Genomic DNA, 26,892 nt, shown 5'->3' with positions numbered 1-26,892 from the left:
CATGCCGACGAACCGCGTATATGGTCGTTGGCATCACTTTTCTGGTCGCGGCGCGTCATCATCAGGGACAACTGCCGCATCCGCCGAGCGAGGGACCCCAGGTGACGCCGCTGTGAAGCTACTCCACGCCGCCGATCTTCACATCGACAGCCCCCTGCGCGGTCTCGCCTCCTATGAGGGTTCTCCCGCCGAGGAGTTGCGCACGGCATCCCGGCGTGCGCTGGAGAATCTGGTCGCCCTCGCCACGTCCGAGTCCGTCGACGCGGTGCTGTTCGCCGGGGACGTCTACGACGGCGACTGGCCCGACTACCAGACCGGCCTGTTCTTCGCCCGCCAGATGTCGCTGCTGCGCGAGGCCGGCATCCCCGCCTACCTCGTGTACGGCAACCACGACGCGCAGAACCGGATGACGCGGCGGCTGCGCCTGCCGGACAACGTCCACGTGCTGGAGACCGAGGGGCCCGAGACGATCCGCGACGAGGACCTCGGCCTGGCCGTACACGGTCAGGGGTTCGGGCATCGCGACGTGACCGACAACCTCGCGCTGGCCTACCCCGACCCCTGCGCCGGGCTGTTCAACGTGGGCCTGCTGCACACCGCGCTCACCGGGCGGGAGGGTCACGACACCTACGCCCCCTGCACGGTGGAACACCTCGCCGGCAAGGGGTACGACTACTGGGCCCTGGGTCACGTGCACACCCGCGAGATCGTGGCGCGCGACCCCTGGATCGTCTTCCCCGGCAACCTGCAGGGCCGCCACGCCCGCGAGACCGGCCCGAAGGGCTGCACCATCGTCACGGTCGACGATCTCCGGGTGACCTCGGCCGAGCATCGCGATCTCGACGTCGCCCGATGGGAGCACCTGGAGGTCGACGTGGCCGCGGCCGCTGACGCCGACGCGGCCGTCGACCTGGTGGCCGAGCGGCTCAGAGACCTGGAGCACACCGGCGGGGAGCGGCTGCGCGCCGTGCGGGTCAGCCTCACCGGGCACAGCGGCGCCCACCTGCGGCTGTGGCGCGAGCAGCAGCGTCTGGTCAACGAGATCCGCGCGCTGGCCAACGATTTCGGCGACGTCTGGGTGGAGAAGGTGCGGATCGCCACCCGTCCGGCGGACGCCCCGGCCGAGGGGGCCGCAGGCCTGCTGGCCGATCTGCGCCGCACCGCCGCGGAGCTGCGGGCCGACGAGGACGCGTTCCGCCGGCTGGTCTCGGAGACCGCGCTGCTCAGCGGGCCGCTGCCGAACGAGGCGAGGGGCCCGGGGCGGGTTGATCCCGCCGATCCGGAGTGGCTGCGCCGCATCGGCGACGAGGCCGTCGGGCTGCTGGAGTCCATGATCTCCGAAGTGCGGGAGGGCTGAGCCATGCGGATCGACCGGCTGGATCTCACGGCCTTCGGGCCGTTCACGGATCGGACGCTCGATCTGTCCGCCGCCGGAATCCAGGTGATCCACGGGCCGAACGAGGCGGGCAAGTCCACCGCGTTATACGCCCTGGGCCAGCTCCTTTACGGTATAGATCTGCAGTCGCCGTACGACTTCGTCCATCCCAAGCCGTCGCTGCGGCTGGGCGCCCGGCTCAGATCCCACGACGGTAAGACACTGGAGATCGTCCGTACCAAGAGCCGCAAGGCCCCGCTGCGGCGGCCCGACGGGACACAGCTCCCCGAGGCGGAGCTGCTGTCCCTCCTCGGCGGCGTCGACCGGCACACCTTCGTCACCGTGTTCGCGCTGAACAGCGCCGAGCTGCGGCAGGGCGGCCGGGCGCTGGTGAGCGGCGGGGGCGATCTGGGCCAGGCGCTGGCCGCCTCGCGGTCCGGGCTCAGCCTCACCAACGCGCACAAGAAGATCGAGGCGCGCATCGGCGATCTCTACAAGCGGGCCGCCTCGAAGCCGCGGATCAACGCCCAGATCAACACGCTGAAGGAGGCCAGGGAGCGCAAGCGCACCGCCCTGCTGCGCCCGGAGCGGTACGAGACCCTGGAGAAGGAGGCCGCGTCCGCGCAGCGGGAGCTCGACCGGCTCACCCGTGAGCTGGCCGAGGCGCGCGGCGCGCACACCCGCCTCACCCGGCTGCGGCAGGCGCTCCCGGCGCTGCGCCGCTGCCGTGACCTCCTCGCCCAGATCGAGGCCGTGTCGGGGCGGGGCGTGCTCGCCCCGGTCGAGACGGCCGAACGGCACCCCGCCCTGCTGAACGAGCTCGGCGGCGCGCGCGACCGGCTGGCCGCGGCCGAGAACGGGCTCGATCGGGCGCGTGAGGAACTGGCGGCCCTCGTCGTGGACGACGACCTGCTGGCGCACGCGGACACGATCGAGGACCTCTTCCAGGACCGCAAGGCCGTACAGGACGCCGCCCTGCGGCTCGGCAGATCCGAGGGCGAGGCCAAACGACTCGCCGAGGAGGCGCAGCGGCTCCTGCACCAGGTGCATCCCGACGCGACCGTCGAGGACACCGCCCGCTATCGGGTGCCCAAGGCCGTACGGTCCCGGGTGCAGACGCTGCACGACCGGCGCACCGTGATCGACACCGGCCTGGAGCAGAGCCGCCGCGCGCTGGAGACCCGGCGGCGCAAGCTGGAGGAGGCCGAAAAGGCGCTCAGCGAGCTGCCGCAGGCCGAAGATCCCGAGCCGCTGCGTGCCGCCGTCGCGGCCGTCCCCGCCGACCTGCTCACGCTCCTGGCCACCGCCGACGAGGACGGCAGGAAGCATCGGCGCCGGGCCGAGCAGATCCTGCTGGACCTACGCCTGCCCGAACTCCCGGTCGAGGCGGCCGCGACGGTGACGACGCCGTCTCGCGAGCGGCTCGACGCGCACGCCGGGGCCCGGGCGGAGCTCCGGCGCGACCAGCGCGACCTCGGCGGGCGGACCAGGGCCGCCGAGAAGGAACTGGCGGACCTGCGGCTGGAGCTGGACGCGCTGCTGCGGGGCGATCCCCCGCCGACCGAGGAGGAGCTCACCGCCGCCAGGGCCGCACGCGACGAGCTCTGGCGGGCGATCCGCGCGCCGGGCGCCGGCGACGCCGCCCGGGCCGAGGAGCTCCACGAGGCGTTCGAGGAGGCGATGGGCCGGGCCGACCGGATGGCCGACCGCATGCGGCGCGACGCGCAGCGGGTGACCGCCCGGCACCACCTGGAGCTCGACATCCGCAAGGCGGAGCAGGAGCTCGACCGGCTCGGCGGGGACCGTGAAGCGCTGGACGCGCGCGCCGCCGAGCTCGAGGCCGAGTGGACCGGCCTGTGGGAGGGATTCGCCGGTCCCGCGCCCGACCCCGGCGACGCCGGCGCGGTGGCCGACGACGCCAGGCGGCTCAGGGAGGCCCTGGAGGAGATCGCCGAGGCCGGCGGCCGGTTCGCGGCGCAGCACGCCCGGGCCGTACGGCATGTGCGGCGGCTCCGGGAGGTCCTGCGCCTGCCGGACCCCTCGGCGGGCGCGGAGACCAGGGGAGACGCGGAGGCCGCGGACACCGATCTTCTGGGAGGGCCGGGGCTTCTGGGAGACGTCGAGGAGGCTCTGCCCGGCGTGGGCGCCGATGACGTGCTGGCCGAGCTGCCCCATCTGATGGAGATCGCCCAGCAGCGGCTCGCCGAGCAGCAGACGGCGGCCCAGGAGCGCACCGCGCAGGAGAAAAGGGTCGAGGTGGAACGCGCCGAGCTGGCCGAGGCCGCCGCGATCGTGGCCGGGCACGAGGCCGATCTGGCCGACTGGGCCGGCGAGTGGGGCCCGGCCCTCGCCCAGGCCGGACTGCCGGCCGACCGGGACACCGTGGGCGCGCTCACCGATCTGGAGCTGCTGGAGCAGGCGGCCGACAAGGTGGCCGAGGCCTCCCGGACCGGCCACGAGTCGGAGCAGGACACCGCCAGGGTGGAGCGGTTCCACGCGCTGCTGCGTACGACGGCACTGGCCTGCGGCCGTACGGTCCCCGCCGACGAGGCCGAACGTTACCTGCTCGTCGACCGGCTGCACGCGGACGCCAAGGCGAACCGCTCCGCCGCCGAGGCGCGTGACTCGCTCACCGCCGGCCGGGACCGGCTGCGCGCCGACGCCGACGCCGCCCGGGCGGCGGTCGAGCGGGCGGAGGCCGAGCTGGCCGCCCTTGTGACGGCGGCCGGGGCCGCCGACGCCGATGAGCTGCGCGATGCCGTACGACGCCGCGAGGAGCACAACCGGCTGACGGCGACCTTCGGAGAGGTGCGCGACACGATCTCCGCCGAGGGCGAGGACCTGACCGGCCTGCTGGCCAGGGCCGAGGAGACCGGCCCGGACCGGCTCGAAGCGGAACTCGCCGAGCTGGCCGCCCGCGTCGCCGACCTGGAGACGCGGCGCGATGAGCAGGCCACGCGGCTGGGCGAGCAGAAGGCGGAGCTCGCCCGGCTGGACGGGTCGGCGACCGCCGCGCAGGCCGCGGCCGACGTCGAGACCGCGGCGGCGGCCCTGGTGGAGGACACCGAGGAGTACCTGCGCCTGGAGATCGCCCGGACCGTCCTGCGCAGGCAGATGGAGGAGTTCCGCGACGCCCAGCAGGACCCGGTGCTCGCCCGCGCGGGAGGACTGTTCGCCGAGCTGACCCTCGGTCGCTTCACGGGGCTGGAGCTCGACCCCGACGGCGACTCCCCCACCGTGCTGGCCGGCTCCGCAGCGCGCGGGCCGCTGCGGGTCGAGCAGCTCAGCGAGGCCACGGCCGACCAGCTCTATCTGGCGCTGCGGCTCGCCACGCTGGAGCGGTACGCCGAGGAGGGCAGGGCGCTGCCGTTCGCCGTCGACGACATCTTCATGACCTTCGACGACCGGCGCGCCCAGGCCGCGCTGCGCGTGCTCGACGGGATGGCCGGCCGGTTCCAGATGATCGTGTTCACCCACCACGATCACCTGGTCGATCTCGCTCGCGCGGCGCTTCCCACCGGCCGGGTGCACCTGCACTCGCTTCCGGAGTTCTCCGCTCCGCCGGCCCCGCCCCTCGCGTGAACTCACGAGTTCCCGCCGAACGGCCTCCACGCGACGGGGACGCCCCGCCTGTCGCGAGCGCGGGATCGGGGATAGCCTCGGCTTCGATTTCCCCTGATCGTCTTATGAGGGAGACAGCATGACCGCCCCCCAGGTCGTCGAAGAGGAGTCGCCGCAGGCGCGGCGCCGTGAGCACCGCGCCTGGTACTGGTACGACTGGGCGGACTCGGCGTTCCAGACGACCGCCCTGACCGTCTTCCTCGGGCCCTACCTGACGGCGGTGGCGATCACGGCGGCCGGCGGCGAGGAGGGATTCGTCGCCTTCCTCGGGCTGGACCTGCGGCCGAAGGCGTACTTCACGTCCATCGTGACGCTCTCGGTGCTGTTGCAGATCGTGACCATGCCGATCGTGGGGGCCCTGGCCGACCACACGGGCCGCAAGAAACAGATCATGGGCTTCCTCGCCTATCTGGGCGCGGCGGCCACGATCGGGTTCTACTTCGTCTCCGGCGACCGCTACCTGCTCGGCGGCTGGCTGTTCCTGCTCGCCAACGTCGCCTTCGGCGGAGCGCGGGTGACCTACGACTCGTTCCTGCCGCAGATCGCGAAGGCGGACGAGCGGGACGCCGTCTCCAGCCGGGGCTGGGCGTTCGGCTACCTCGGCGGCGGCCTGCTGCTCGCGCTGAACCTCGCCCTCTACCTGAGCGGCGGCATCGAAGAGGGCCTCGCCGTACGGATCAGTCTGGCCTCGGCGGGTCTGTGGTGGGCGATGTTCGCGATCATCCCGATGCTGCGGCTGCGCGACCGCCCGGGCCACGCCCACGACGCCACCGTCCCCCGCGCCGTGTCCGGCAGCCTCCGCCAGCTCGGCCGTACCATCGCCGACCTGCGCCGTTACCCCCGCACGCTGCTGTTCCTCGTCGCCTATCTGCTCTACAACGACGGTGTGCAGACCGTGATCAGCTTCTCGTCCACCTACGCGGAGCACGAGCTGGGGCTGGGCAAGAGCACGCAGATCGGGGCGATCCTCATGGTGCAGTTCGTCGCGTTCGGCGGCGCCCTCCTGCTCGGCCGGCTCGCCCTGCGGTACGGCACCAAGCGCACGGTGCTCGCCAGCCTCGTCGTCTGGACGGCCGTGGTGGGCGTCGCCTACTTCCTGGAGAAGGGCGCGGCGGTCCAGTTCTTCGCGATCGCGTTCTTCATCGCGATCGTCCTCGGCGGCACCCAGGCGCTGTCGCGCTCGCTGTACTCCCTGGTGATCCCGCCGGGACGGGAGGCCGAATACTTCAGCCTGTACCAGATCAGCGACAAGGGCTCGGCCTTCCTCGGCTCGCTCGTGCTCACGCTGGCTCTGCAGGTCACCGACAGCTATCGCACCGCGATCGTCTCGCTGATCGTGTTCTTCGTGATCGGCTTCGTGCTGCTCATGATCGTCAATCTTCCCCGGGCCATCCGCGAGGCCGGTAACGAGGTCCCCGATCACATCTAGACCACGAGCCGGAACCCCGCGGGATTGGATCAGGCCAGTCCTGGGAATCCACAAACGGTATCAGGCGTTGTACGCGGTGGCGACATAACCCCTCTAGGCGGGGACCTCAGGAGGCTTGCAACATGGGAGAGCGTGCACTTCGCGGCACACGACTCGGCGCGACCAGCTACGAGAACGACCGCAACACCGACCTGGCTCCGCGCCAGGAGGTGTCCTACACGTGCCCCAAGGGTCATCTCACCACCGTGCCGCTCGCCGCCGAGGCTGAGATCCCCGCGACCTGGGAGTGCCGCAGCTGCGGCACGACCGCGCTGCGCCTCGATGGCGAGCAGCCGCAGCAGAAGAAGGTCAAGCCCCCGCGGACGCACTGGGACATGCTGCTCGAGCGCCGGTCCATCGAGGATCTGGAAGAGGTGCTGAACGAGCGCCTGGCCATCCTGCGGGAGCAGCGCCGCAAGAGCGCCTAGTGAGCCCGCCGATCGATGACGACATGACGCACGCCCCCGGTGACCGTTCGCCCGAACGGTCACCGGGGGCGTCTCGCGTTCTCTCCGGCTGATCGATCGGCCCGCGGCCTCACCTTCCCGCCGGGGGATTCGGCCCGCCGGCCGGTCCCTCGTCGTCGATCACCTCGCCGTGCACCACGCGGACGCGCCCGCCGCCCCCCGGCCGACCGGCAGCACCGGATCCGCCGGGGCCGAAACCCTCAGGGCCGAATCCCTCGGGGCCGGAGCCGTCGGGGCCGCCGAACGCGCCGGTGTGGTCCAGCAGCGGGCCGTACGGCGAACGCGCGGCCAGCGAGCGCATCCACCGATCGAGGAACCACATCAGCCGGCGACGGGCGACCGGCCGGGTGAGCGGCAGGATGAAGAGGAGGCCGATCACGTCGCTGAGAAAACCGGGCGCCAGCAGCATCGCGCCGCCGCCCATGATCAGGGCGGCGTCGGCCAGCTCGCGATCGGGCATCCGCCCGGACCCTATGGCGCTCTGCAGCGCGGCCCAGGTCCGTCTGCCCTCCCTGCGCATCAGCCAGACGCCCAGGACGGCGGCGGCGATCAGCAGGCCGACCGTCTGCCAGCCGCCGATGACCGACCCCACCTGGATGAGGAACCATATCTCCAGGATGGGAAGCGCGAGGAACGCCAGGAGCAACCCGATTCTCAGCATGTCATGCCTCAATCACACGGCGGCCGTACATACAGAGTCAAACGTCGCCGCCGCCCGAGTGGTTCCGGTCATCGCCGAAGGCGTAACCGCCGGTCGATGCCCTGGACGCCCCAGACGGTGATCCGCCACAGGGCCTCCTTCATGATGTTCCCACTCATCTTGCTGGCGCCGACCGTGCGCTCCACGAACCTGATCGGCACCTCGGTCACGCGCAGGCCGTTCCGTACGGTCCTGAGCGTGAGGTCGACCTGGAAGCAGTAGCCCTGCGACTCGACGTCGTCCAGGCCGATCTTCCGCAGCGTCGCGGCGCGATAGGCGCGGAAGCCGGCGGTGGCGTCGCGTACCGGGATGCCGAGCATCAGCCGCACGTAGACGTTGGCGCCGCGCGACAGCAGCTCGCGCCGGAGGGGCCAGTTGACGACCTTGCCACCCGGCACCCACCGGGAGCCGATCGCCAGATCGGCGCCCCGGGCGACAGCGTCGATCAGCTTGGGCAGCTCCTCCGGCTGGTGCGAGCCGTCGGCGTCGATCTCGCACAGGATGTCGTAGCCCTGTTCCAGGCCCCAGCGGAACCCCGCGATGTAGGCCGCGCCGAGGCCCTGCTTGCCCGGCCGGTGCATGACGTGGATGTGGTCGTCCCGCTCGGCCAGCTCGTCGGCGATCTCGCCGGTGCCGTCGGGGCTGTTGTCGTCGGCGACGAGCAGGTCCGCGTCCGGCAGCGCCTCGCGCAGCCGCCGCGTGATCACGGGCAGGTTCTCTCGCTCGTTGTACGTGGGAACGATCACGAGCACTCGCCCGTCAGGCTGCTCCATCAGCTGTTCCTCCGCGCTTTCGCAATCGCCGCCACGGTCGCAGTCGCCCCAATCAATATCAAAATCCATTCCGGCAGCGCACCCACCCTGGCGGCGAGCGTGCTCCGCGTCCTGACGGGGACTTCCACGACGTTCATGTCCGCGACCAGCTCGCCCGTACGCCACGCGACCCGGCCGTCCGGGGCGACGGACGCCGAGATCCCCGTGGTCGCCGCCGTGATCACCGCCCGGTTGAACTCCACCGCGCGCAGCTGCGACATCGCGAGCTGCTGGGGCGGCAGGTTGGTCAGCGCGTAGCTGGCGTTGTTCGTCTGCACGACCAGCGGGGTGCCACCGGCGTCGACGGTGTCCCTGACCATGCCGTCGAACGCCACCTCGTAGCACTCGACCACACCCACCGTAACCGGGCCCATCCGCAGCGCGCCCGGCGTTTTACCGGCGATCGACTGCCTGCCGACCAAATGGGCACGCGACGACAGCGCCAGCACCAGTTCCTTCATCGGGGTGTACTCGCCGAACGGCACGAGCTTGCGCTTGTCGTAGTAGGCGCCCGGCCCGGTGACCGGGTCCCACACCAGGCCGCGCGTCGCGCGGTTCTCTGTCCCGATCTTCACGACGGCCCCGACGAGGATCGGCACGCCGATGTCCTTGGCCGCCGAGTCGATCACCTCTGCGGCGGACCGATCGCTGTAGGGGTCGATGTCGGTCGAGTTCTCCGGCCAGACCACGAGGTCCGGCTCGGGCAGCTCGCCGTCCCGTACGGCCCGGGCCAGGCGGTGTGTCTCGTTCGCGTGGTTGCGCAGCACGACGGCGGGCTCGTCGCCGAGGAAGTTCATCCCCCGCCCGGGGACGTTCCCCTGAATGACGCCTATCCGCACAGTCTCGCCCTCGTCGCCGGGCCGGGGAACCACGAACCCCAGCACAGGTACGGCTATCGCGCCGAGCAGCGTTCCGGCAATGGTCCGGTCCCACCGCACACCCCCGGCGAGCCTGATGACCAGCGCGGACAGCAGAGTCCCCGACAGGGCGACGGTGAAACTTACAAGCGGCGCGCCGCCGAGCGCGGCGAAGGGGGTGTACGGCGACTCGCCCTGGCTGAAGGCCAGCCGCGCCCAGGGGAAGCCGCCGACCGGGAACAGGCCGCGCGCCCACTCCTGGGCGACCCACAGGCAGGCCACCCAGAGCGGCCAGGCGCGCAGGCGCATGACGAGGGTGGCCGCGACCGCCAGGGCGGCCCAGAACAGGCTCTCGATGCCGACCAGGGCCAGCCAGACGTCGTCCCCGATCGGCCGCACCCACGACAGCGTGGGAAACAGGAACGCGACCGCTCCCACATATCCGATCCAGGCCGCGCGGCGCGGGCGCGTGCCGTACAACGCGAGGGCGAGGAGCGCGACGCCGATCGGCCCGCAGAACCACCACCCGATGGGCGGGAAGGCCAGGTAGAGCACCAGGCCGCCGGCGAGGGAGGAGGCCGCTTTCAGTAACACGGGCACACTCTAGTGCCGCCGCTGGGAGGGGATGCCGGGCGGAAGGGGGCCCGGGCTGCCCTTCGGACCGGTTCCGTCCCGCCGGCGACGGGCGCGGAGACCGTTGTCTACTGGGTGCCCGGACCCCTTCCCTGGGTCCAACCCCCCGGCCGGCTGGGGTGCCCCGGCCCCGCGGAACATCGCTCTACGCCTGGCTGTGCAGACGGAGTCACTCTCCGTCACGGACGCAGGAGTCGATGGCGCCAGGAGACGGCCAACCGGTCAGTCCCGTGCTGGACTCGCAGCAAACTACCGACCTCAGCTCAGATGTCAACCGAGCCCCAAACAGCGGTAATGTCAACTTTCCGCAGCTGGGGAGCGCCGAGCGGGTCACCCATGGCCATTTGTACGCCTGTCGCCTCGTATGCCGGTCACCGAGCGGTCAGGCCGGCCAGGGCGGGGGGCAGCGCACCGGTGTGCACCACGCCGAGGCGCCGGGTGGCCCGGGTCAGCGCCACGTAGAGGTCGCTCGGCCCCCGGGCCGACTCCGCCAGGATCCGCAGCGGCTCGACCACGATCACCGAGTCGAACTCGAGTCCCTTGGCGTCCGCCACGCTCAGCACGGCGACCGGCGCGTCGAGTGCGGCGGGTCCCGGCACGGCGACGGATATCATCGCCCCGATCTCCCGCTCCGACGATGCCGGGACGATCACGACGAGACGGCCCCCCTCGACGATCTCCTCACGCACCACCGGCCCCAGCCCGGCCAGGTCAGGCACATGCAGCGCCCAGGGCCGCTCACCGGTCTCGCGCACCGACTCCGGCGCCTTCAGGTCGGGCCCGACCAGCTCCAGCACCCGGGCGGCGACCGCCATCAGCTCGGCCGGGGTACGGTAGTTCACGGTCAGCACGGCCTCGCGCCAGCGACCCTTGACGTACGGGTCAAGCATCCGGCCCCAGCTCGCCGCGCCGGCCGCCGAGCCGGTCTGCGCGATGTCGCCGACGACGGTCATCGACCGGCTCGGGCAGCGGCGCATGACCATCCGCCAGGCCATCTCCGACAGCTCCTGCGCCTCGTCGACGATCACATGGCCGAACGCCCAGGTGCGGTCGCGTGCCGCACGCTCCGCCGTGGTCAGGTGGATCTCCTCGGCCTGCTGGCGGGCCGCGAAGCGCTCGGCGTCCATGATGTCGGCCATGCCGGTCAGCTGCAGGACCTCCCTGGCGTAGGCGATCCGTTCGAGCCGCTCCTCCTCGGCGAGCCTGGCCGCCCGGACCACCCCCTCGTCGATCTCGCCGAGCAGTTCCGCGGCCTCGTCGAGCAGCGGGACGTCGGCCTCGCTCCACCAGCCGCCGCCCTCGCCCGGCCGGGGGGGCTCCCGCAGCAGCGACTCACGCTCCCGCTCGGCCAGCCCGGCGGCGGCCATCCGCTCGGCGGAGGTGAACAGGGCGATCAGCAGGCGCTGCGGGGTGAGGTACGGCCAGAGCCGGTTGAGCGCGGTCCGCACCGGCTCCTCGGTACGCAGTTCCTCGCGCAGGTCGGCGAAGTCGGCATCGTCGAGCATGCCGCGGCCCAGCCGCCGGGCGGCCTGCCTGGTCAGCGTGTTCAGCAGATGCCGGACGAAGACCGGCCGCGCCTCGTTGTGCGGCTTGCGGCTGCGCAGCGCCTTCGCCCGCGCGGCCTCGAAGGACTTGACGTCGAGCCGCAGCGTGAACTTGTCGAGTCTGATCTCCACCGGCCGGTCCGGCACCCGCTGCCGCTCGCGTACGGCGGCCGCCACCACCTCGGCCATCCGGGCCGATCCCTTGATCGCGGCGGTTTCCGGGGGATCGTGGCGGGTCGCGCCGACCCCGGGATAGAGCTCCCCGATCGTGGACAGCAGCACGTCGGTCTCGCCGAGCGAGGGCAGGACCTGCTCGATGTAGCGCATGAACGTCGGGTTGGGCCCGATGACCAGCACGCCCCGCCGCTCCAGGCGCTCGCGATAGGTGTACAGGAGGTAGGCCGCCCGGTGCAGCGCCACCACGGTCTTCCCCGTGCCCGGGCCGCCCTGGACGACGAGGACGCCGTTCAGGTCGCTCCTGATGATCGCGTCCTGTTCGGCCTGGATGGTGGCGACGATGTCGCGCATCCGCCCGGTGCGCCGCTCGTCCAGCGAGGCCAGCAGGGCGGCCTCGCCGTTCAGCGTGGCCCGGTCGGCCTCGGTGAGACGGTCGAGGTCGAGCAGGTCGTCGTCGACGCCGGTGACGGCGCGGCCCTTGGTGTGCAGGTGGCGCCGGCGGGTCACGCCCATGGGCGCCGCCGGGGTCGCCCGGTAGAACGGCTGGGCGACCGGGGCGCGCCAGTCGATGAGCAGGCGGTGCTGGTCGTCGTCCGTCAGGCCGATCCGGCCGATGTACAGCGTGGTCTCGCCGGCGAGGTCGTCGGCGGCATGGTCGTCGGTGGCGAGGTCCAGCCTGCCGAAGCACAGCCGGTCCTCCACCGCCCACAGCCGGGCCAGGCGCTGGGCGTACATGCCGGCGAACGAATCGCGCTCGGAGCGGTTCTGGTGTGTGCCCGAGGCGCCCTGGGCCAGCACGTCGTCAAGCTGTCTGCGCGTACGTTCGCGCAGCACGTCGAGGCGCTGGTACAGCGCGGCGACGTACTTCTGTTCCCGGGCCAGCTCACCCGCCGAAGTCTCAGACATAGGCCGACAGAGTCTAGTGGCCCCACGACCCGCGGGTCACAGCTCGGTCGCGGAAACGCCGCGCCGCCGACACCGGCGATCACCATGTCCGATGGCCGGTGAACTTTCCCGGCCTGTGCGGAGGGCCAGGTCGGAGGGGCGACCGGCGAGCGGGCCGCGCTTGGCGGGCACGCCGAACCCGCCGTGGTCGATCGACGAGGGCGCCGCGCCCGGAGTGCCGCCGGAACGGGATCCGCTCGTACGGGGCCGGAGTACAGGGGAACACGACGGCGTCCCCCGGCCGGGGAACCCGACGCGGACCGTCCTACCGGACCCCTGCGACGTTCCGACCGGCCCCGCTCGTCGGGGTCAGCCGCCGGGGGCGGCCTCGGAGCCGGGATCAGGTCCGCCCATCGGGGTGCGGTAATCGTACGGGGTGCTCAGCACGACCGTGGTGCGTGTGCTGACGTTCGCGGAAGCGCGGATCTGCTGGAGCAGCTCCTCCAGCGCGAGCGGCGAGGCGACGCGGACCTTCAGGATGTAGCTCTCGTCCCCGGCCACGCTGTGACACGCCTCGATGGCGGTGAGATGCCTCAGCCGCTCGGGGGCGTCGTCGGGCGCGGCCGGATCGATCGGTTTGATCGAGACGAACGCGGTCAGCGGCAGACCGATCTCGTCGTGGTCCACCAGCGCCGCGTATCCGCGGATGACCCCGCGTTTCTCCAGCCTGCGCACCCGCTGGTGCACGGCCGACACCGACAGTCCGGTCTCCTTGGCCAGGTCCGTGAAGCTCATCCGGCCGTCGCTTGCCAGCAATGTCACGATTCGGCGATCGATCTCCTCCACGTCTGAAACGGTAGCGCCGTCCCGGTGTGCCCGTGTGCGTCACGTCCTCAGAATGAGACGGTTCAGAGGTAGTGCCCGGGAGACCGCACCCGCTCCTCCGGCCGGCCCTCCCCCCGTTCCGGGGCGACCAGCGTGTGCGGCTCGGCACCGGGCGCCGGGGCGCCCTCCTCCTCCGACACCGTGAACGCCAGGTCGCCGTCCCGCACTCCGACGTGGACCCGCTGCCCGGGCTTGAGCGTGCCGTCGAGGAGCAGCCGGGAGAGCGTGTTGTCGATCTTGCGCTGGAGCGTACGGCGTAGCGGCCGCGCCCCGAACTCGGGCTGGTATCCCTGCCGCGCCAGCCAGTCGACCGCGGCGGCGTCCACGTCGAGGACGATGTTCTGGGCGTGCAGCCGCCGCCTGCTCTTCTCCAGCAGCAGCACCGTGATCTGCCTGAGCTGCTCGGCGTCGATGCCGTGGAAGACGATCGTCTCGTCGATCCGGTTGAGGAACTCGGGCCGGAACGCCCGCTGCAGCAGCCGCATGAGCTGCCCGCGCAGCTCGGCGGCCGCCTCCCCCGGGCGCGCCATGATCAGGTCGGCGCCGAGGTTCGACGTCATGATCAGCACGGTGTTCTTGAAGTCGACCGTACGGCCCTGCGCGTCGGTGAGCCGGCCGTCGTCCATCACCTGCAGCAGCAGGTTGAACACGTCGGGGTGAGCCTTCTCGATCTCGTCGAGGAGGACCACCGAGTACGGCCGCCGCCGTACCGCCTCGGTGAGCTGGCCAGCCTCCTCGTAGCCCACGTAGCCGGGCGGCGCGCCGACCAGCCGGGAGACGGTGTGCCGCTCCTGGAACTCGCTCATGTCGAACCGGATCATGCGGTCCTGGTCGCCGAACAGCGCCTCGGCCAGCGCGCGGGCCAGCTCCGTCTTGCCGACGCCGGTCGGGCCGAGGAAGAGGAACGAGCCGATCGGCCGGTTGGGGTCGCCGAGACCGGCGCGCGACCGCCGCACCGCCTCCGCCACCGCCTCGACCGCCTCGTCCTGGCCGACGACCCGCCGGTGCAGGTGCTCCTCCAGGGTGAGCAGGCGCTTCTTCTCCTCCTGGGTGAGCTGCGCGACGGGAATGCCGGTCGCCCGTGAGACGATCTCGGCGATGTCGGCCGCGGTGACCTCCGGCACGCCCCTGCGGCCTCCCCTGGTCTCCTCGATCCGCCGTCCGAGCTCGGCGATCTCGTCCCGCAGCTCGGTGGCGCGCTCGTAGTCCTCGGAGGCGACGGCCTGCTCCTTGTCGCGCCGCCGATGCTCCAGCCGCTCCTCCAGCTCGCGCGTGTCGGACGGAGTGGTCCTCGTACGCAGCGCGACCCGCGCCCCCGCCTGGTCCATCAGATCGATCGCCTTGTCGGGCAGGAACCGCCCCGTCAGATACCGGTCCGACAGCTCGGCCGCCGCGATCAGCGCCTCGTCGCCGAACCGCACCTGGTGATGCGCCTCGTACCGGTCGCGCAGCCCGCGCAGGATCTCGATCGTGTCAGCGACGCTCGGCTCCGGCACGAAAACCGGCTGGAAGCGCCGCTCCAGCGCCGCGTCCTTCTCGACGTAGCGCCGGTACTCGTCCAGCGTGGTGGCGCCCACCACGTGCAGCTCGCCCCTGGCCAGCGCCGGTTTGAGCATGTTCGAGGCGTCGATCGCGCCCTCGGCGCCGCCCGCGCCGACGACCGTGTGCATCTCGTCGAGGAACACGATCAGTTCGTCGCCGTGGTCGCGGATCTCGTCGATGACCTTCTTCAGCCGTTCCTCGAACTCGCCGCGGAACTTGGTGCCGGCCACCATCCCGGCGAGGTCGATCTGCACCACCCGCTTGCCGCGCAGGGTCTCCGGCGCCTCCCCGCCGGCCACCCGCTGCGCCAGCCCCTCCACGACCGCGGTCTTGCCCACGCCGGGCTCGCCGAGCAGCACCGGATTGTTCTTGGTGCGCCGCGACAGCACCTCGATCGTCTGGGCGATCTCGTCGTCCCGGCCGATCACCGGGTCCATCCTGCCCTCCCTGGCCAGCTCGGTCAGGTCCCTGCCGTACTGGTCGAGCGTCGGCGTGGTGCTGGGCGACCGCCGGACCGGCATCGCCTCCGCCGCGCCGGCCGCCGCGTCGGCGCCCAGCGCCTGCGGCGGGATCCGCCGCAGCAGCCGCCCGGCGATGGAGTCGGGGTTGGCCGACAGCGCCAAGACGATGTGGTCGGGACCGATGTAGGAGTGCCCGGTGGCCCTGGCGATCCGCCGCGCGTCCAGCAGCGCCCGCTTCGCCGCCGGGGCGAGCGGCATCGGCCACTGCCGCGGCTCGTGCCGCTCGGCCAGCTCGGCCACGTTCCCGGCCAGTTCCTCCGGATCCGCCCCGGCCTGCTCCAGCAGTCGCCGCGTCGAGTCGACCTGGGTGGCGGCCCACAGCAGGTGCTCCGTATCGAGGTAGGGCGCGCCCCACTCCGCCGCCTTGGCCGCGGCGACCCGGAGCAGCTCGATCGCGTCCTCACTGAGCAGTCGCCCTATGTCCACCGGCCGACCGGCTCCGGGGGTTCCACCGGGCTGACCCCCGAAGAAACGAGTGATCAGTTCGTCCAGCGGGCTGAAACCGTACGGCCAGAACTCGCTGCTCGCCATATCGTCCCCCAGCGGCGTAGTCAGGTGCCGGTCAAACCTCTGCCTACCCGTGGCCGCCTGACGTAACCGGCGAGCTCCCCTCTCCGGGGCCGGGATGCGATGCTGTGTGCTGTTGCTTGATCGCCGATCGGCCGACCACGCGAATGGAGAGAAACGCATGATGTCACTCGAGGCCCTGGCGGAGAAGGCGATCCGCCTGGAGCCGCTCACCCGCGACGAGGCGTGCGCCGTGCTGGCCACGCCGGACGACGACATCCTGGACGTGGTCGCCGCCGCGTTCCGGGTGCGCCGCCACTTCTTCGGCCGGCGGGTCAAGCTCAACTACCTGGTCAACCTGAAGAGCGGGCTCTGCCCGGAGGACTGCTCCTACTGCTCCCAGCGGCTCGGTTCCAAGGCCGACGTGCTCAAGTACACCTGGCTGAGCACCGACGAGACGGTCACGAGCGCCGCCACCGGCATCGCGGGCGGCGCCAGGCGGGTCTGCCTGGTCGCCAGCGGCCGCGGCCCGACCGACCGGGACGTCGACAGGGTCGCCCGGAGCATCTCCGCGATCAAGGCCGATCACCCCGACGTCGAGGTGTGCGCCTGCCTGGGGCTGCTCTCCGACGGCCAGGCCGACCGGCTGTGCGACGCCGGCGCCGACGCCTACAACCACAACCTCAACACCTCCGACGCCGCCTACGCCGACATCTGCAGCACGCATACGTACGCCGATCGGGTGGACACCGTGGACCGGGCGAAGAAGGCGGGGCTGTCCCCGTGCTCGGGCCTCATCGCGGGCATGGGGGAGAGCGACGGGGATCTGGTCGACGTCGCGTTCGCACTGCGCGAGCTGGCGCCCGACTCGATCCCCGTGAACTTCCTCATCCCGTTCGAGGGCACGCCGATGGGTGGTCAGTGGCATCTGAATCCGCAGCGCTGCCTGCGGATCCTCGCCATGGTCCGCTTCGTCTGCCCGGCCGCCGAGATCAGGATCGGCGCCGGACGGGAGATCCATCTGCGGAGCATGCAGTCGCTGGCGCTGCACGTGGCGAACTCGATCTTCCTGGGCGACTACCTCACCAGCGAGGGGCAGCCGGGCCAGGACGACCTCCAGCTGATCCACGACGCGGGCTTCGTCGTCGAGGGCGCGGCGCCCGGCGATCGGCACGAGACCCACGATGACGCCCACCACGATCTCGTACGGCCCCGCAGGCGAGGCGCGGGCACCGGCGAGGCCGCCAACGCCTGAACGTCCGGCGGCCCGGCGGGCGCCCCATCGGGCTCGGCCGGGCCGCCGAATCGGCTCGCGCGACCGATCTGACCGGCTACCGGAACCGATCCAGAGGATCTTCCGGAACCGATCTAGACGATGACGAGGTCGCGGGTGGTGTTGTTCAGCCGCTCGCCGGCGGTCTCGCCGCAGATGAGGATGTCCTCGATGCGTGCGCCGTGCTCGCCCGGCAGGTAGATGCCCGGCTCGACGGAGAACGCGAAGCCCGGCTCCATCGGCTCGGTGTTGCCGCTGACGATGTACGGCTCCTCGTGGGTCTCCAGACCGATGCCGTGGCCGGTGCGATGCACGAAGCGGTCGCCGTACCCCGCCTCGGCGATCACTTCGCGGGCGGCGGCGTCCACCGACTCGCAGGTCACCCCGGGCCGCACGTGCGCGCAGGCCGCCTCCTGGGCGTTCTTGAGCACCTCGTAGTAGGCCGCGAACTCCGCCGGGGGATCGCCGACGCAGTAGACCCGGGTGGAGTCGGAGCAGTACCCGCTCGGCATGGTCCCGCCGATGTCGACCACGACGGGCTCGCCGGACTGGATCACCCGATCGGACAGCTCGTGGTGCGGGCTCGCGCCGTTCGGCCCCGAGGCGACGATCACGAAGTCGACCCGGGTGTGCCCCGCGTCGATGATGGCCTCGGCGATGTCCCGGCCCACCTCGCGCTCGGTCCTGCCGGCCTTCAGCAGGCCCGGGACGAGTCCGTGGACCGCGTCGATGGCCGCACCCGCCTCCGCCAGCGCCGCCTTCTCCGCCGGTGTCTTGCGCATGCGCAGCTCGCGCAGCACGCTCCCGGCGAGCACCTGCTCCGCCCCCGGCATGACGGCCCGGAACCGCAGCGACTGCATCGCCCACATGCGGTCGGCGAGGCCGACCCGCTCGACGGCGCCCAGCCGGCCGGCCACCGCCTCGTACGGATCGTCTGTCTCGTCCCAGGCCACGAACTCGATGCCGAGCCGCACGGCCGGCGAGTGCTCGGCGGCGGGCAGCTCCAGACGCGGAACCATCAGGAACGGCTCCCCGGCGGCGGGCACGACGAGGCAGGTCAGCCGCTCCAGGGGCATCGCGTCGTAGCCGGTCACATAGCGCAGATCGGGCCCCGGGGTCAGCAGCAGCGCGCCGAGACCGGCCCGGGCGGTGGCAGCGCGGACCTCGGCGAGTCGGGTCACCGGATAAAGCTCAGAGGACGTCGTTGTCACAAGGCCCAATCTAGTGCCCCTCCCACCGATCTCCACTCCGGCGCTCGCCGCCGGTGGACGACACGCGACGGTGCCACCGGGCTGGGGTTTATTCCACCGCATAGAAGAAATCCCATCCCGGCGGCATCCTCTACTGCTACGCTCCGCGCTAGAACGATCACGTTTCGTTCTGCCCGGTCCCCGTATCCGCGAGCATGCTGAGAGCGAGTTTCATGGTCGGCCTGGTGGACGGCGCACAGCCGTCCCTTCCCCCCGCCGACGACCCCGAACAGGAGTCGTCACACCAGCTGCAGAGTGTCCGAGCACGGGCCGCGGAGTGTGCCCACACGGCGGCGGGCCTGCGCGACGTGATCCTGCCCGGACGGGTGGACTCCGGCGACCTCCCCTACGCGAGCATCGCGGTCCGCTCGGTCCCGGCCCGCTCGGTCCCGGCCGGCGTGACGACCGGCCTCGGGGGCGACTGGCATGAGGCGGTCCGGCTGCCGGACGGCCGGCTGTTCCTGGCCGTCGGCGACGTGTCCGGCCACGGCGAGCCCGCGATCGACAAGATGACCCGGCTGCGACGCGCACTGCGCGGGCTGAGCATGTCCGGGGACTCCCCCGGCCTGCTGCTCGCCCGGCTCAACACCCTCGTCCTCGACGGCTTCGCCGACACGACCGCCACCGTGGTCTGCGGCCACCTCGACCCGGCCACCCGGCGGCTGTCCTGGGCCCAGGCCGGCCACCCCGCCCCCATCCTGGTGCGGCGGGGTTCGGCCCGCCAGCTCGCCGCCCCGGCCGGGGTCGTGCTCGGCGCGACGGCGAACCCGCCGTACGGCATGGCGGAGCTCCGGCTCGCCCCCGGCGACCTGCTGCTGATGTTCACCGACGGCCTGGTGGAACGGCGGGACCGCGACATCGGCGAAGGGGTGTCGCTCGCCCTGCACGGCGCTGAGGAGATCACCGGTGAGAAGAGCACCGGCGGCGATCGCCGCGGCTCCGGCCCGGAGACGGCCCCCGCTCCGGGCCGCGACACGGGCTCGGACGCGGGCCCGGGAACGCGCTTCGACGCGGGATTCGACGCGCGGCTCGACCGGTTCGTCGCCGCGATGGGCGGGCCCGATCCCGAGGACGACGTGTGCCTGCTGGCGGTACGGGTGACGGGGTGAGGGCGCCGGCCCGCGCGTGACCTGGCGCGGATTGTCGGTCGGGCAGGTCACAATGGGCTCGTGCTGATGCTTCTCGACACTCCGTCGCTCTACTTCCGCGCGTTCTACGGCGTCCCGGAGTCGGTGACGGCTCCGGACGGCATGCCGGTGAACGCGGTGCGGGGGCTCATCGACATGATGGCCTCACTGGTCCGGGATCACTCCCCCACCCGGCTCGCGGCATGCATGGACGCCGACTGGCGGCCCGCGTTCCGGGTGGCCGCGATCCCGTCGTACAAGGCCCACCGGGTGGCGACCGACGACGGCGCGGAGACCGTGCCCGACGCGCTCGCCCCGCAGGTGCCCGTGATCGAGCAGGTCCTGGACGCGGTCGGCATCGCCCGTGTCGGCGTTCCCGGCTACGAGGCCGACGACGTGATCGGCACGCTGGCGGCGGGGGCGACCGGAGCGGTGGACATCGTCACCGGCGACCGGGACCTGTTCCAGCTCGTCGACGACGCGAAACCCTGCCGAGCCCTTTACACAGTAAGGGGCATTCGTAACCTTCAAGTGGTCGATGAGGCATTTATCAGCCAGAAGTACGGAATTCCGGGCCGAACGTACGCGGACTTCGCCACCCTGCGCGGCGACCCGAGCGACGGCCTGCCCGGGGTCGCCGGGATCGGCGAGAAGACGGCCGCGGCGCTGATCACCCGGTTCGGCTCGCTGTCCGCCATGCTGGCCGCACTCGACGCGGGCGCCACCGACGGCTTCACCGGCGGCGTACGCAACAAGCTCGTGGCGGCCCGCGACTACCTGGAGGTCGCCCCCGCCGTGGTCTGGGTGGCGCGGGACGCGCCGCTCCCCGCGCTGGATCTGACCCGCCCGGCCAAGCCGCGCGATCCGGAACGCCTGGTCGCCCTGTCCGAGCGGTACGGCCTCGACAGCCCGCTGAACCGCCTGCTCGCCGCCCTGGGGTGAACCGTCGCCGAGCCCCTGCCACTGAGCCCTGCCGCTGAGCCCCGCCGTCGAATCCCCTGCCGTCGAACCGTCGCTCGACCAGGCCGTTGGACCGCCTCGCCCGAGACCACTCGCCTGAACCGCGGGCTCAGCTCACCGAGGAGTAGGCGACGACGCCCCGGCGCATGGCCTCGATCGCCTTGGCCGCGTTGTCGCCCACCTTCGCCCCGCGCGGCGCGGCGTCCTTGAGCTGGCCGAGCAGGTCGAGCAGCTGCTTGACCCAGCGCACGAAGTCGCCCGCCGCGAGGTCGCAGTCGGTGAGCACGGCGTCCAGATTGTGACCCCTGGCCCAGCGGAAGGCCGCCCAGGCGAATCCGAGATCGGGTTCGCGGACGAACGACAGACCGTGATCTCGCTCGATCTCCTCCAGCTCACCCCAGAGCCGGACCATCTCGGCGAGTGCCTCACGCGCCGCCCCACCGGGGATCTTCGGGCTGCGCGTGTCGTCCGACTGCCGCGACTCGTACACCAGCGACGACACGCACGCGGCCAGCTCGGCCGGGTCGAGCGCCTCCCACACGCCCGCGCGCAGGCATTCGGAGGTGAGCAGGTCGAGCTCGGTGTAGATCTTGGCCAGGCGCCGGCCGTGCGCGGTGACCGTCTCGCCGTCCAGATAGCCGAGCTGGTCGAGCACGCCGCAGACCCGGTCGAAGGTCCGGGCGATCACGTGGGAGCGGCTGTCGACCCGGCGGCGCAGCCCCTCGGTCTCCCGGAGCAGCTTGTGGTAGCGCTCTGCCCAGCGGGCGTGGTCCTCGCGCTCGTCGCAGCCGTGGCAGGGATGCCGGCGCAGCTCCCGCCGCAGCCGGGTCACCTCCTCGTCCTCCATGGTGTGGTCGCGTGCCCGCGTGGGCTTGCCGAGATCGCGGTCGCCGATCTTGGCGTGCATGGTGGAGACGAGGTCGGCCCGCTCCTTCGGCGAGCGCGCGTTGAAGCCCTTCGGGATCCTGATCTTCTCGAGGGGCTCGATCGGCACCGGGAAGTCCGCCGCCGACAGCCGCTTGACCTGCTTGCCGATGGTCAGCACGAGCGGCGAGGGTCCGTCGCCGCGCCCGTTCGCCGGGTTCACCCCCGGGTCGAGCACGACCGCAAGGCCCGCGCGGCGGCCGCCGGGCACGCGGATGACGTCGCCCGGCCGCAGCACCTCCAGGGACCGTACGGCCTGGGCCCGGCGGGCCGCCCCGCGCTGGCGCGACAGCTCGGCCTCCCGGTCCGACAGCCGCCTGCGCATCGCCGCGTACTCCTGGAAGTCCCCCAGGTGGCAGGTCATGGCCTCGGAATAGCCCTCCAGCGCCTCCTCGGCCTTGCGCAGTTGCCGGGCCAGCCCGACGACGGCACGGTCGGCCTGGAACTGGGCGAAGGAGTCCTCCAGCAGCGTCCTGGCGCGGTCGCGGCCGACCTGGCCGACCAGGTTGACCGCCATGTTGTACGACGGCTGGAAGCTGGAGCGCAGCGGGTAGGTCCGGGTGCCGGCGAGGCCGGCGACGCTGAGCGGGTCCATGCCGGGCTGCCAGATCACCACGGCATGGCCCTCGACGTCGATGCCACGCCGCCCGGCCCGGCCGGTGAGCTGGGTGTACTCCCCCGGGGTGAGGTCGGCGTGTGTCTCACCGTTCCACTTGTCGAGCTTCTCGATCACGACGGACCTGGCCGGCATGTTGATGCCGAGCGCCAGCGTCTCCGTGGCGAACACCGCCTTGACCAGGCCCCTGGTGAACAGCTCCTCCACGACCTCCTTGAAGGCCGGGAGCATGCCCGCGTGATGGGCCGCCAGGCCCCGCTCCAGGCAGTCGCGCCACTCCAGGTAGCCGAGGACGGCGAGGTCCTCGTCGGGCAGGTGCGCGGTGCGCTCGTCGACGACGTGGCGGATCTCCATCCGCTCCCGGTCGGTGGTCAGGCGCAGCCCGGCGTAGCTGCACTGCATGACCGCGGCGTCGCAGCCCGCGCGGGAGAAGATGAAGGTGATCGCGGGCAGCAGCCCCTCGTCGTCGAGCTTCTCGATCACGTCCACCCGGTTGGGCGTGTTCGCCCGGCCCGGCCTCGAGTAGCCCCGCCTGCCGCGCGTCTGCGCCAGCCGGGCCTCGTCCCTGGTGATCCGCATCAGCGCCGGGTTGACCCGCTGGGTGTCGTCGTCCTCGTGGACGAACAGGTCGTACAACCGCTTGCCGACCAGCATGTGCTGCCACAGCGGGACCGGGCGGTGCTCGTCGACGATCACGGTGGTGTCGCCGCGGACCTCGCCGAGCCACTCGCCGAACTCCTCGGCGTTGCTGACCGTCGCGGACAGGGCGGCCACCCGGACCGACTCGGGCAGGTGAATGATCACCTCTTCCCAGACCGCCCCGCGGAACCGGTCGGCCAGGTAGTGCACCTCGTCCATCACGACGTACGCGAGCCCGGCGAGCGTGGGCGACCCCGCGTACAGCATGTTGCGCAGCACCTCGGTGGTCATGACCACGATCGGCGCCTCGCCGTTGACACTGTTGTCGCCGGTCAGCAGGCCCACCTTGGCGGCGCCGTACCGGCGGACCAGGTCGTTGTACTTCTGGTTGGAAAGCGCCTTGATCGGCGTGGTGTAGAAGCACTTGCTGCCGTGCTCGACGGCGAGGTGGACGGCGAACTCCCCGACGACGGTCTTGCCCGATCCCGTCGGCGCCGCCACCAGCACGCCGTCGCCCGCCTCAAGCGCCCGGCAGGCGTCGAGCTGGAACTCGTCGAGCTCGAAGTCGTACAGGCCACGGAACGAGGTGAGAGCGGGCCCGGATTCGGCCTGCTGCTGACGGAATGCGGCGTAGCGTTCCGCGGGCGTACTCATATCGCCAACCCTACCGATAACCGGATTCCCGGCCGTCCGGCCGACCGGATCTCGCCTACTGGGACTCGGGGTCGGAGGTGGCGGCGGGACCGTCGAGCTCCTCCTCGATGGCACGGGCGTGAGCCGCCTCGGCGGCGTCGCGTCTCCTGTCGTGGAAGAACATGATCGCCTGGGCGAGGTAGAACAGCCCGACCATCGGCAGGGCCAGCATCAGCATGCTGATCGGGTCCTGGCTGGGCGTGGCCACCGCCGCGAAGACGAACAGCAGGAAGACGACCATCCGCTGGTGCTTGGCCACGGTCGCGAACCGCAGCACGCCGACGACGTTCAGGAACACCATCAGCAGCGGCATCAGGAACGAGACACCGAAGATCGCCAGCATCGCCAGCGTGAAGTTCAGGTATTCGTTGATGGTGAGGATGTTCAGCGTGTCCTCGGGAGCGAAGCCGAGAAGCAGCCCCAGCCCCTTGTCCATGATGAAGTAGGCCAGCGCCGCTCCGGCGGTGAACAGCGGCACGGCGAGTCCGAGGAACGCGATGGTGTAGCGCCGCTCGTTCTGGTAGAGCCCGGGGGTGACGAACGCCCACAGCTGATACAGCCAGAACACGGCCGACACCACAAGGCCGAACATCAGCGCGACCTTGAGATTCACGAAGAACGAGTCGAACACCCCGTTGACGAACAGCAGGCACTTGTCCTCGTCCAGCTGGTGCGCCTGCGGGAGCCGGCAGTACGGCTGCTTCAGGAACTTCCAGATGGGCTCGAAGAAGACGAACCCGAGGACGGTGCCCGCCACGACGGCCAAGATGGCCTTGACCAACCGGTTGCGGAGCTCGCGGATGTGCTCCATGAGAGTCATCCGCCCGTCGTCCGGCACGGAGGGAGTCGACCGCTTCAGCAGAGCCATCACGCTATTCCTATGTCAGGAGACGGGTGGGAGGCCGGTGAAACGCGGTGGTGTGTCTCAGCCGGGGTTGCGCTCGTTCTGCGCCTGCGCGTTGACGGGGGCCTGGGCGTTGACCACGGTCTGGGAGTCCTTGAGCCGCCGGTTCTCCTCCTCGAGCACACGCAGCCGCTCCTCGATCGACTGTCCGCCCGACGGGAGCTGAGCCGCCGGCGCCGCGGGCTCCGCCTTGGCCTGCACGACCTCGCCGGACTCGTCTTCGTTGAGCTTGCTGGTCTCCTTCTTGAACATGCGCAGCGACTGTCCCAGAGCCTTCGCGGTGTCCGGGAGCTTCTTCGCGCCGAACAGGAGGATCAGAACCAGAAGGATCAGAATCCATTCCATCGGACCAAGAGTGGGCATGTCATGTCCTTAAAGCGAGGGCCATGCTGTCTCCCCCGATCGTACGCGCAACCCGGGCGGTTCGTCCCCCTCCCCCGGCAGCATGCTCCTCGTCCGGGCCAACTCCGCGCCCAGGCCACGCGCCGCGGCGAACATCCGTACGGTCAAGACCGCCAGGACGGCGAGCCCGGCGACCGCCAGAGCGGCACCCGCGAAGATCCACGTCATGCCCGACATGCTACGGGTCAGCCCACCGCCGCGTAGTTGGCCAGGGCCTCCTCGGCCGTGGCGGCGACCTGATCGGCCAGGGACCCGGGGGACACCACCCGCCCGCTGTCGCCCAGCCGCAGCGCGAGCCGTACCACCCAGGACTGGTCGCGGGCGCGCAGCGCCACCCGCAGGCGGCCCTCGCCCAGCTCCGTGACCTCCTCACACGGGTAGTACTCGGCGACCCAGCGCCCGGCCGGGGTGAGCTCCAGCTCGACGAGCTCGTCGCGGTCGGACGGCCGGAAGACGCCCTCCGCCACGTCCATCGGCTCGGCCTCGGCCGGCGGATCGACCGGCACGTCCAGGACCTCGACGTCGACGATCCGATCGATGCGGAACATCCGCATCGCCTCGGCGCGATAGCACCACCCCTCCAGATAGTGCCGACCGTCCACGAGCACCACCCGCAGCGGGTCGACCTCGCGCGGGGTGATCTCGTCGCGCCCCGGCACGTAGTAGCGCAGGGACAGCCGCCGGCCCCGCCGGGCCGCGTCGGTGATCACGGCGTGGGCGTCGGGCGCCGCGCCGAGCTCCACGTGCACCTGGCTGCTGATCGTGGCCGCGCCCTCGGCCGCCGCCTGCTCCAGCTTGGCGATCACCCGGCCGAGCACGTCGCGGCCCTGGAACTCCGGCAGCTCGTCGAGCATGCGCAGCGCCACCAGCAGCGCGCTGGCCTCGTCCACGCCCAGCTTCAGCGGCCGGGCGATCGTGTCGGCGTTGTCGATGAGGATCTCGCCGCCGTCCCACGACACGTCGATCAGGTCGCCCGGGGTGTGCCCGGGCAGGCCGCACATCCAGACGAGCTGCAGATCGTCGATGAGCTGCTTCTCCGACAGGCCGAACAGCCGCGCCACCTCGGAGACCTCGGCCCCGGGATGCGACATCAGGTACGGCACGAGCGCCAGCAGCCGCGGCAGCCGGTCGGAGCTCATCGCAGCGCCTCCTTCCTCTGCGCCCCCTTCAGCCGGCGGATGACCGCCTCCCGAGCGTCCGGCGGATCGACGACCTTCGCGTGCGGGCCGAGGCTGGCGATCCACCCCGCCAGCCGTTCCGGGTCGGTGAACACCACCTCGGCCTCGTCCCACCCGCCGGACCCGGTGCGTACGGCCCGGGCGAGGTGGCGCAGACCCTGGCAGGTGTCCTGCCGTACCAGAACCAGCGCGACCCGCTCGACCGGCTGCTCGGGGTAGCCGACCATCGCCCGCAGATCGACGCCATCGGGCACGGTGAACGCCCCCGGGCGGCCCGCCGTCGACACGCGGCCGGTGATGCGGCTCAGCCGGAAGACGCGGGAGGCGTCCCGATCGCGGTCGTGCCCCACGACGTACCACCTCCCGTAGCGGCTCACCACGCCCCACGGCTCGACGACCCGGGTGAGCACGGCCTCGCTGCCCGCCGAGCGGTAGTCGAAGGTCACCACCCGCCGGTCGCGCACCGCCTCCCACAGGGTGGGGAAGGCCGGGTCGCGGGTGTGCAGCCGCAGCTCCAGCGGGCTCTCCGCGAGATCGGTCCGCACGCCCCCGGCCCTGAGCTTGAGCAGCGCGCCGCCGGCCGCATCGGCGAGGCTGGCCCGCTGCCAGACCTGGGCGGCCAGGCCGAGCACGGCGGCCTCGTCCGGCTCCAGGGTGATCTCGGGCAGCTCGTAGGCCTCACGCGGGATCCGATAGCCCGGATCGTCCTCCCAGGGGTCCTTGTGCACCTCGATCGGGATGCCGATCTCGCGCAGCTCGTTCTTGTCGCGTTCGAACATGCGCTGGAAGGCCTCGTCGTTGTCCGGGTCGTAACCCGGGACGGCGTGCCTGATCTGCTCGGCGCTCAACGGCCGGTGCGTGGCGAGCAGGCAGATCACCAGATTGAGCAGCCGCTCGGTCTTCCGCCGCGACATGGGGGCCTCCCTTCCGAG

General features: G+C 71.7%; 20 protein-coding genes. 7 read left to right on the top strand and 13 right to left on the bottom strand.

Annotated features, from left to right (window positions below):
- Positions 1 to 112 precede the first annotated feature (112 nt).
- The 4 genes from ACQP1K_RS12800 to ACQP1K_RS12785 all read left to right on the top strand — a co-directional run bounded on the left by ACQP1K_RS12800 (position 113) and on the right by ACQP1K_RS12785 (position 6,892).
- Entirely contained in the window at positions 113 to 1,357 is a 1,245-nt protein-coding gene (locus ACQP1K_RS12800; protein WP_433501097.1) for a metallophosphoesterase family protein, read from the top strand.
- Positions 1,358 to 1,360: 3 nt separating this feature from the next.
- A complete protein-coding gene (locus tag ACQP1K_RS12795; protein ID WP_433501096.1) occupies positions 1,361 to 4,957 on the top strand; it encodes an AAA family ATPase in 3,597 nt (1,198 codons plus the stop codon).
- 118 nt (positions 4,958 to 5,075) lie between these two features.
- Positions 5,076 to 6,425, top strand: a complete 1,350-nt coding sequence (locus ACQP1K_RS12790) for an MFS transporter (RefSeq protein ID WP_433501095.1) — start codon at positions 5,076 to 5,078, stop codon at positions 6,423 to 6,425.
- 122 nt (positions 6,426 to 6,547) lie between these two features.
- Positions 6,548 to 6,892 (top strand): RNA polymerase-binding protein RbpA, encoded by a 345-nt coding sequence (locus ACQP1K_RS12785; RefSeq protein ID WP_055483728.1) that lies wholly within the window; start codon positions 6,548 to 6,550, stop codon positions 6,890 to 6,892.
- A 109-nt stretch (positions 6,893 to 7,001) separates the two neighbouring features.
- Here the strand turns inward: ACQP1K_RS12785 and ACQP1K_RS12780 are convergent, their stop codons facing one another.
- The 6 genes from ACQP1K_RS12780 to ACQP1K_RS12755 form a co-directional block, all read right to left on the bottom strand.
- A complete protein-coding gene (locus ACQP1K_RS12780) occupies positions 7,002 to 7,592 on the bottom strand; it encodes an FxsA family protein (protein ID WP_433501094.1) in 591 nt (196 codons plus the stop codon).
- Positions 7,593 to 7,660: 68 nt separating this feature from the next.
- Positions 7,661 to 8,404 carry a polyprenol monophosphomannose synthase gene (locus tag ACQP1K_RS12775; protein WP_433501093.1) on the bottom strand — a complete coding sequence of 248 codons (744 nt, stop codon included), beginning with the start codon at positions 8,402 to 8,404 and terminating at the stop codon, positions 7,661 to 7,663.
- The gene (gene lnt, locus ACQP1K_RS12770) at positions 8,404 to 9,894 is read right to left on the bottom strand and encodes an apolipoprotein N-acyltransferase (RefSeq protein ID WP_433501092.1); all 1,491 of its coding nucleotides are present in this window, start codon (positions 9,892 to 9,894) and stop codon (positions 8,404 to 8,406) included. The genes ACQP1K_RS12775 and lnt overlap by 1 nt, the downstream gene beginning before the upstream one ends.
- A 410-nt stretch (positions 9,895 to 10,304) precedes the next feature.
- Complete coding sequence (locus ACQP1K_RS12765; RefSeq protein ID WP_433501091.1) at positions 10,305 to 12,560, bottom strand: HelD family protein; 2,256 nt, start codon at positions 12,558 to 12,560, stop codon at positions 10,305 to 10,307.
- A 348-nt stretch (positions 12,561 to 12,908) separates the two neighbouring features.
- Positions 12,909 to 13,385: an Lrp/AsnC family transcriptional regulator gene (locus ACQP1K_RS12760; protein WP_433501090.1), complete on the bottom strand. Its 477-nt coding sequence runs from the start codon at positions 13,383 to 13,385 to the stop codon at positions 12,909 to 12,911.
- Between the two features lie 62 nt (positions 13,386 to 13,447).
- Positions 13,448 to 16,018, bottom strand: a complete 2,571-nt coding sequence (locus ACQP1K_RS12755; protein ID WP_433501089.1) for an ATP-dependent Clp protease ATP-binding subunit — start codon at positions 16,016 to 16,018, stop codon at positions 13,448 to 13,450.
- A 157-nt stretch (positions 16,019 to 16,175) separates the two neighbouring features.
- On the opposite strand from ACQP1K_RS12755, the gene bioB reads away from it, so the two are divergent.
- Positions 16,176 to 17,249, top strand: a complete 1,074-nt coding sequence (bioB, locus tag ACQP1K_RS12750; protein ID WP_433501088.1) for a biotin synthase BioB — start codon at positions 16,176 to 16,178, stop codon at positions 17,247 to 17,249.
- 113 nt (positions 17,250 to 17,362) lie between these two features.
- Here bioB and ACQP1K_RS12745 read toward each other — a convergent pair whose 3' ends face one another.
- Positions 17,363 to 18,448, bottom strand: a complete 1,086-nt coding sequence (locus ACQP1K_RS12745; RefSeq protein WP_433501087.1) for a M24 family metallopeptidase — start codon at positions 18,446 to 18,448, stop codon at positions 17,363 to 17,365.
- A 224-nt stretch (positions 18,449 to 18,672) separates the two neighbouring features.
- Here ACQP1K_RS12745 and ACQP1K_RS12740 point away from each other — a divergent pair, with 224 nt between their 5' ends.
- Together ACQP1K_RS12740 and ACQP1K_RS12735 are read left to right on the top strand one after the other, a co-directional pair.
- The gene (locus tag ACQP1K_RS12740; protein ID WP_433501086.1) at positions 18,673 to 19,626 is read left to right on the top strand and encodes a PP2C family protein-serine/threonine phosphatase; all 954 of its coding nucleotides are present in this window, start codon (positions 18,673 to 18,675) and stop codon (positions 19,624 to 19,626) included.
- A 66-nt stretch (positions 19,627 to 19,692) separates the two neighbouring features.
- On the top strand, positions 19,693 to 20,586 hold the full coding sequence (locus tag ACQP1K_RS12735; RefSeq protein WP_433501551.1) for a 5'-3' exonuclease: 894 nt from the start codon (positions 19,693 to 19,695) through the stop codon (positions 20,584 to 20,586).
- A gap of 127 nt (positions 20,587 to 20,713) precedes the next feature.
- Here the strand turns inward: ACQP1K_RS12735 and ACQP1K_RS12730 are convergent, their stop codons facing one another.
- The 6 genes from ACQP1K_RS12730 to ACQP1K_RS12705 are packed head-to-tail and all read right to left on the bottom strand — an operon-like array spanning position 20,714 to position 26,874.
- Entirely contained in the window at positions 20,714 to 23,437 is a 2,724-nt protein-coding gene (locus ACQP1K_RS12730; RefSeq protein WP_433501085.1) for a DEAD/DEAH box helicase, read from the bottom strand.
- Positions 23,438 to 23,492: 55 nt separating this feature from the next.
- Positions 23,493 to 24,344 carry a twin-arginine translocase subunit TatC gene (tatC, locus tag ACQP1K_RS12725; RefSeq protein WP_433501084.1) on the bottom strand — a complete coding sequence of 284 codons (852 nt, stop codon included), beginning with the start codon at positions 24,342 to 24,344 and terminating at the stop codon, positions 23,493 to 23,495.
- A gap of 57 nt (positions 24,345 to 24,401) precedes the next feature.
- Positions 24,402 to 24,743 carry a Sec-independent protein translocase subunit TatA gene (gene tatA, locus ACQP1K_RS12720; protein ID WP_433501083.1) on the bottom strand — a complete coding sequence of 114 codons (342 nt, stop codon included), beginning with the start codon at positions 24,741 to 24,743 and terminating at the stop codon, positions 24,402 to 24,404.
- Positions 24,744 to 24,752: 9 nt separating this feature from the next.
- Entirely contained in the window at positions 24,753 to 24,950 is a 198-nt protein-coding gene (locus tag ACQP1K_RS12715) for a hypothetical protein (protein WP_433501082.1), read from the bottom strand.
- Positions 24,951 to 24,967: 17 nt separating this feature from the next.
- Positions 24,968 to 25,921, bottom strand: a complete 954-nt coding sequence (locus ACQP1K_RS12710) for a helix-turn-helix transcriptional regulator (RefSeq protein WP_433501081.1) — start codon at positions 25,919 to 25,921, stop codon at positions 24,968 to 24,970.
- Positions 25,918 to 26,874, bottom strand: coding sequence for a helix-turn-helix transcriptional regulator (locus ACQP1K_RS12705; RefSeq protein WP_433501080.1), 957 nt, complete (start codon positions 26,872 to 26,874; stop codon positions 25,918 to 25,920). The genes ACQP1K_RS12710 and ACQP1K_RS12705 overlap by 4 nt, the downstream gene beginning before the upstream one ends.
- Positions 26,875 to 26,892 lie beyond the last annotated feature (18 nt).

The organism is Sphaerimonospora sp. CA-214678 (assembly GCF_050942215.1).
GTDB lineage: Bacteria > Actinomycetota > Actinomycetes > Streptosporangiales > Streptosporangiaceae > Sphaerimonospora.
Note: the sequence above shows the minus strand (reverse complement) of the source record. Positions and strands in the feature narration are given on the sequence as shown.

Coding starts and splice junctions, on each gene's coding strand:
- ACQP1K_RS12795 (WP_433501096.1), top strand. CDS start 1,361: ATGCGGATCGACCGGCTGGATCTCACGGCCTTCGGGCCGTTCACGGAT.
- ACQP1K_RS12790 (WP_433501095.1), top strand. CDS start 5,076: ATGACCGCCCCCCAGGTCGTCGAAGAGGAGTCGCCGCAGGCGCGGCGC.
- ACQP1K_RS12785 (WP_055483728.1), top strand. CDS start 6,548: ATGGGAGAGCGTGCACTTCGCGGCACACGACTCGGCGCGACCAGCTAC.
- ACQP1K_RS12780 (WP_433501094.1), bottom strand. CDS start 7,592: ATGCTGAGAATCGGGTTGCTCCTGGCGTTCCTCGCGCTTCCCATCCTG.
- ACQP1K_RS12775 (WP_433501093.1), bottom strand. CDS start 8,404: ATGGAGCAGCCTGACGGGCGAGTGCTCGTGATCGTTCCCACGTACAAC.
- ACQP1K_RS12765 (WP_433501091.1), bottom strand. CDS start 12,560: ATGTCTGAGACTTCGGCGGGTGAGCTGGCCCGGGAACAGAAGTACGTC.
- ACQP1K_RS12755 (WP_433501089.1), bottom strand. CDS start 16,018: ATGGCGAGCAGCGAGTTCTGGCCGTACGGTTTCAGCCCGCTGGACGAA.
- bioB (WP_433501088.1), top strand. CDS start 16,176: ATGATGTCACTCGAGGCCCTGGCGGAGAAGGCGATCCGCCTGGAGCCG.
- ACQP1K_RS12740 (WP_433501086.1), top strand. CDS start 18,673: ATGCTGAGAGCGAGTTTCATGGTCGGCCTGGTGGACGGCGCACAGCCG.
- ACQP1K_RS12735 (WP_433501551.1), top strand. CDS start 19,693: ATGCTTCTCGACACTCCGTCGCTCTACTTCCGCGCGTTCTACGGCGTC.
- ACQP1K_RS12730 (WP_433501085.1), bottom strand. CDS start 23,437: ATGAGTACGCCCGCGGAACGCTACGCCGCATTCCGTCAGCAGCAGGCC.
- tatC (WP_433501084.1), bottom strand. CDS start 24,344: ATGGCTCTGCTGAAGCGGTCGACTCCCTCCGTGCCGGACGACGGGCGG.
- tatA (WP_433501083.1), bottom strand. CDS start 24,743: ATGCCCACTCTTGGTCCGATGGAATGGATTCTGATCCTTCTGGTTCTG.
- ACQP1K_RS12715 (WP_433501082.1), bottom strand. CDS start 24,950: ATGACGTGGATCTTCGCGGGTGCCGCTCTGGCGGTCGCCGGGCTCGCC.
- ACQP1K_RS12710 (WP_433501081.1), bottom strand. CDS start 25,921: ATGAGCTCCGACCGGCTGCCGCGGCTGCTGGCGCTCGTGCCGTACCTG.
- ACQP1K_RS12705 (WP_433501080.1), bottom strand. CDS start 26,874: ATGTCGCGGCGGAAGACCGAGCGGCTGCTCAATCTGGTGATCTGCCTG.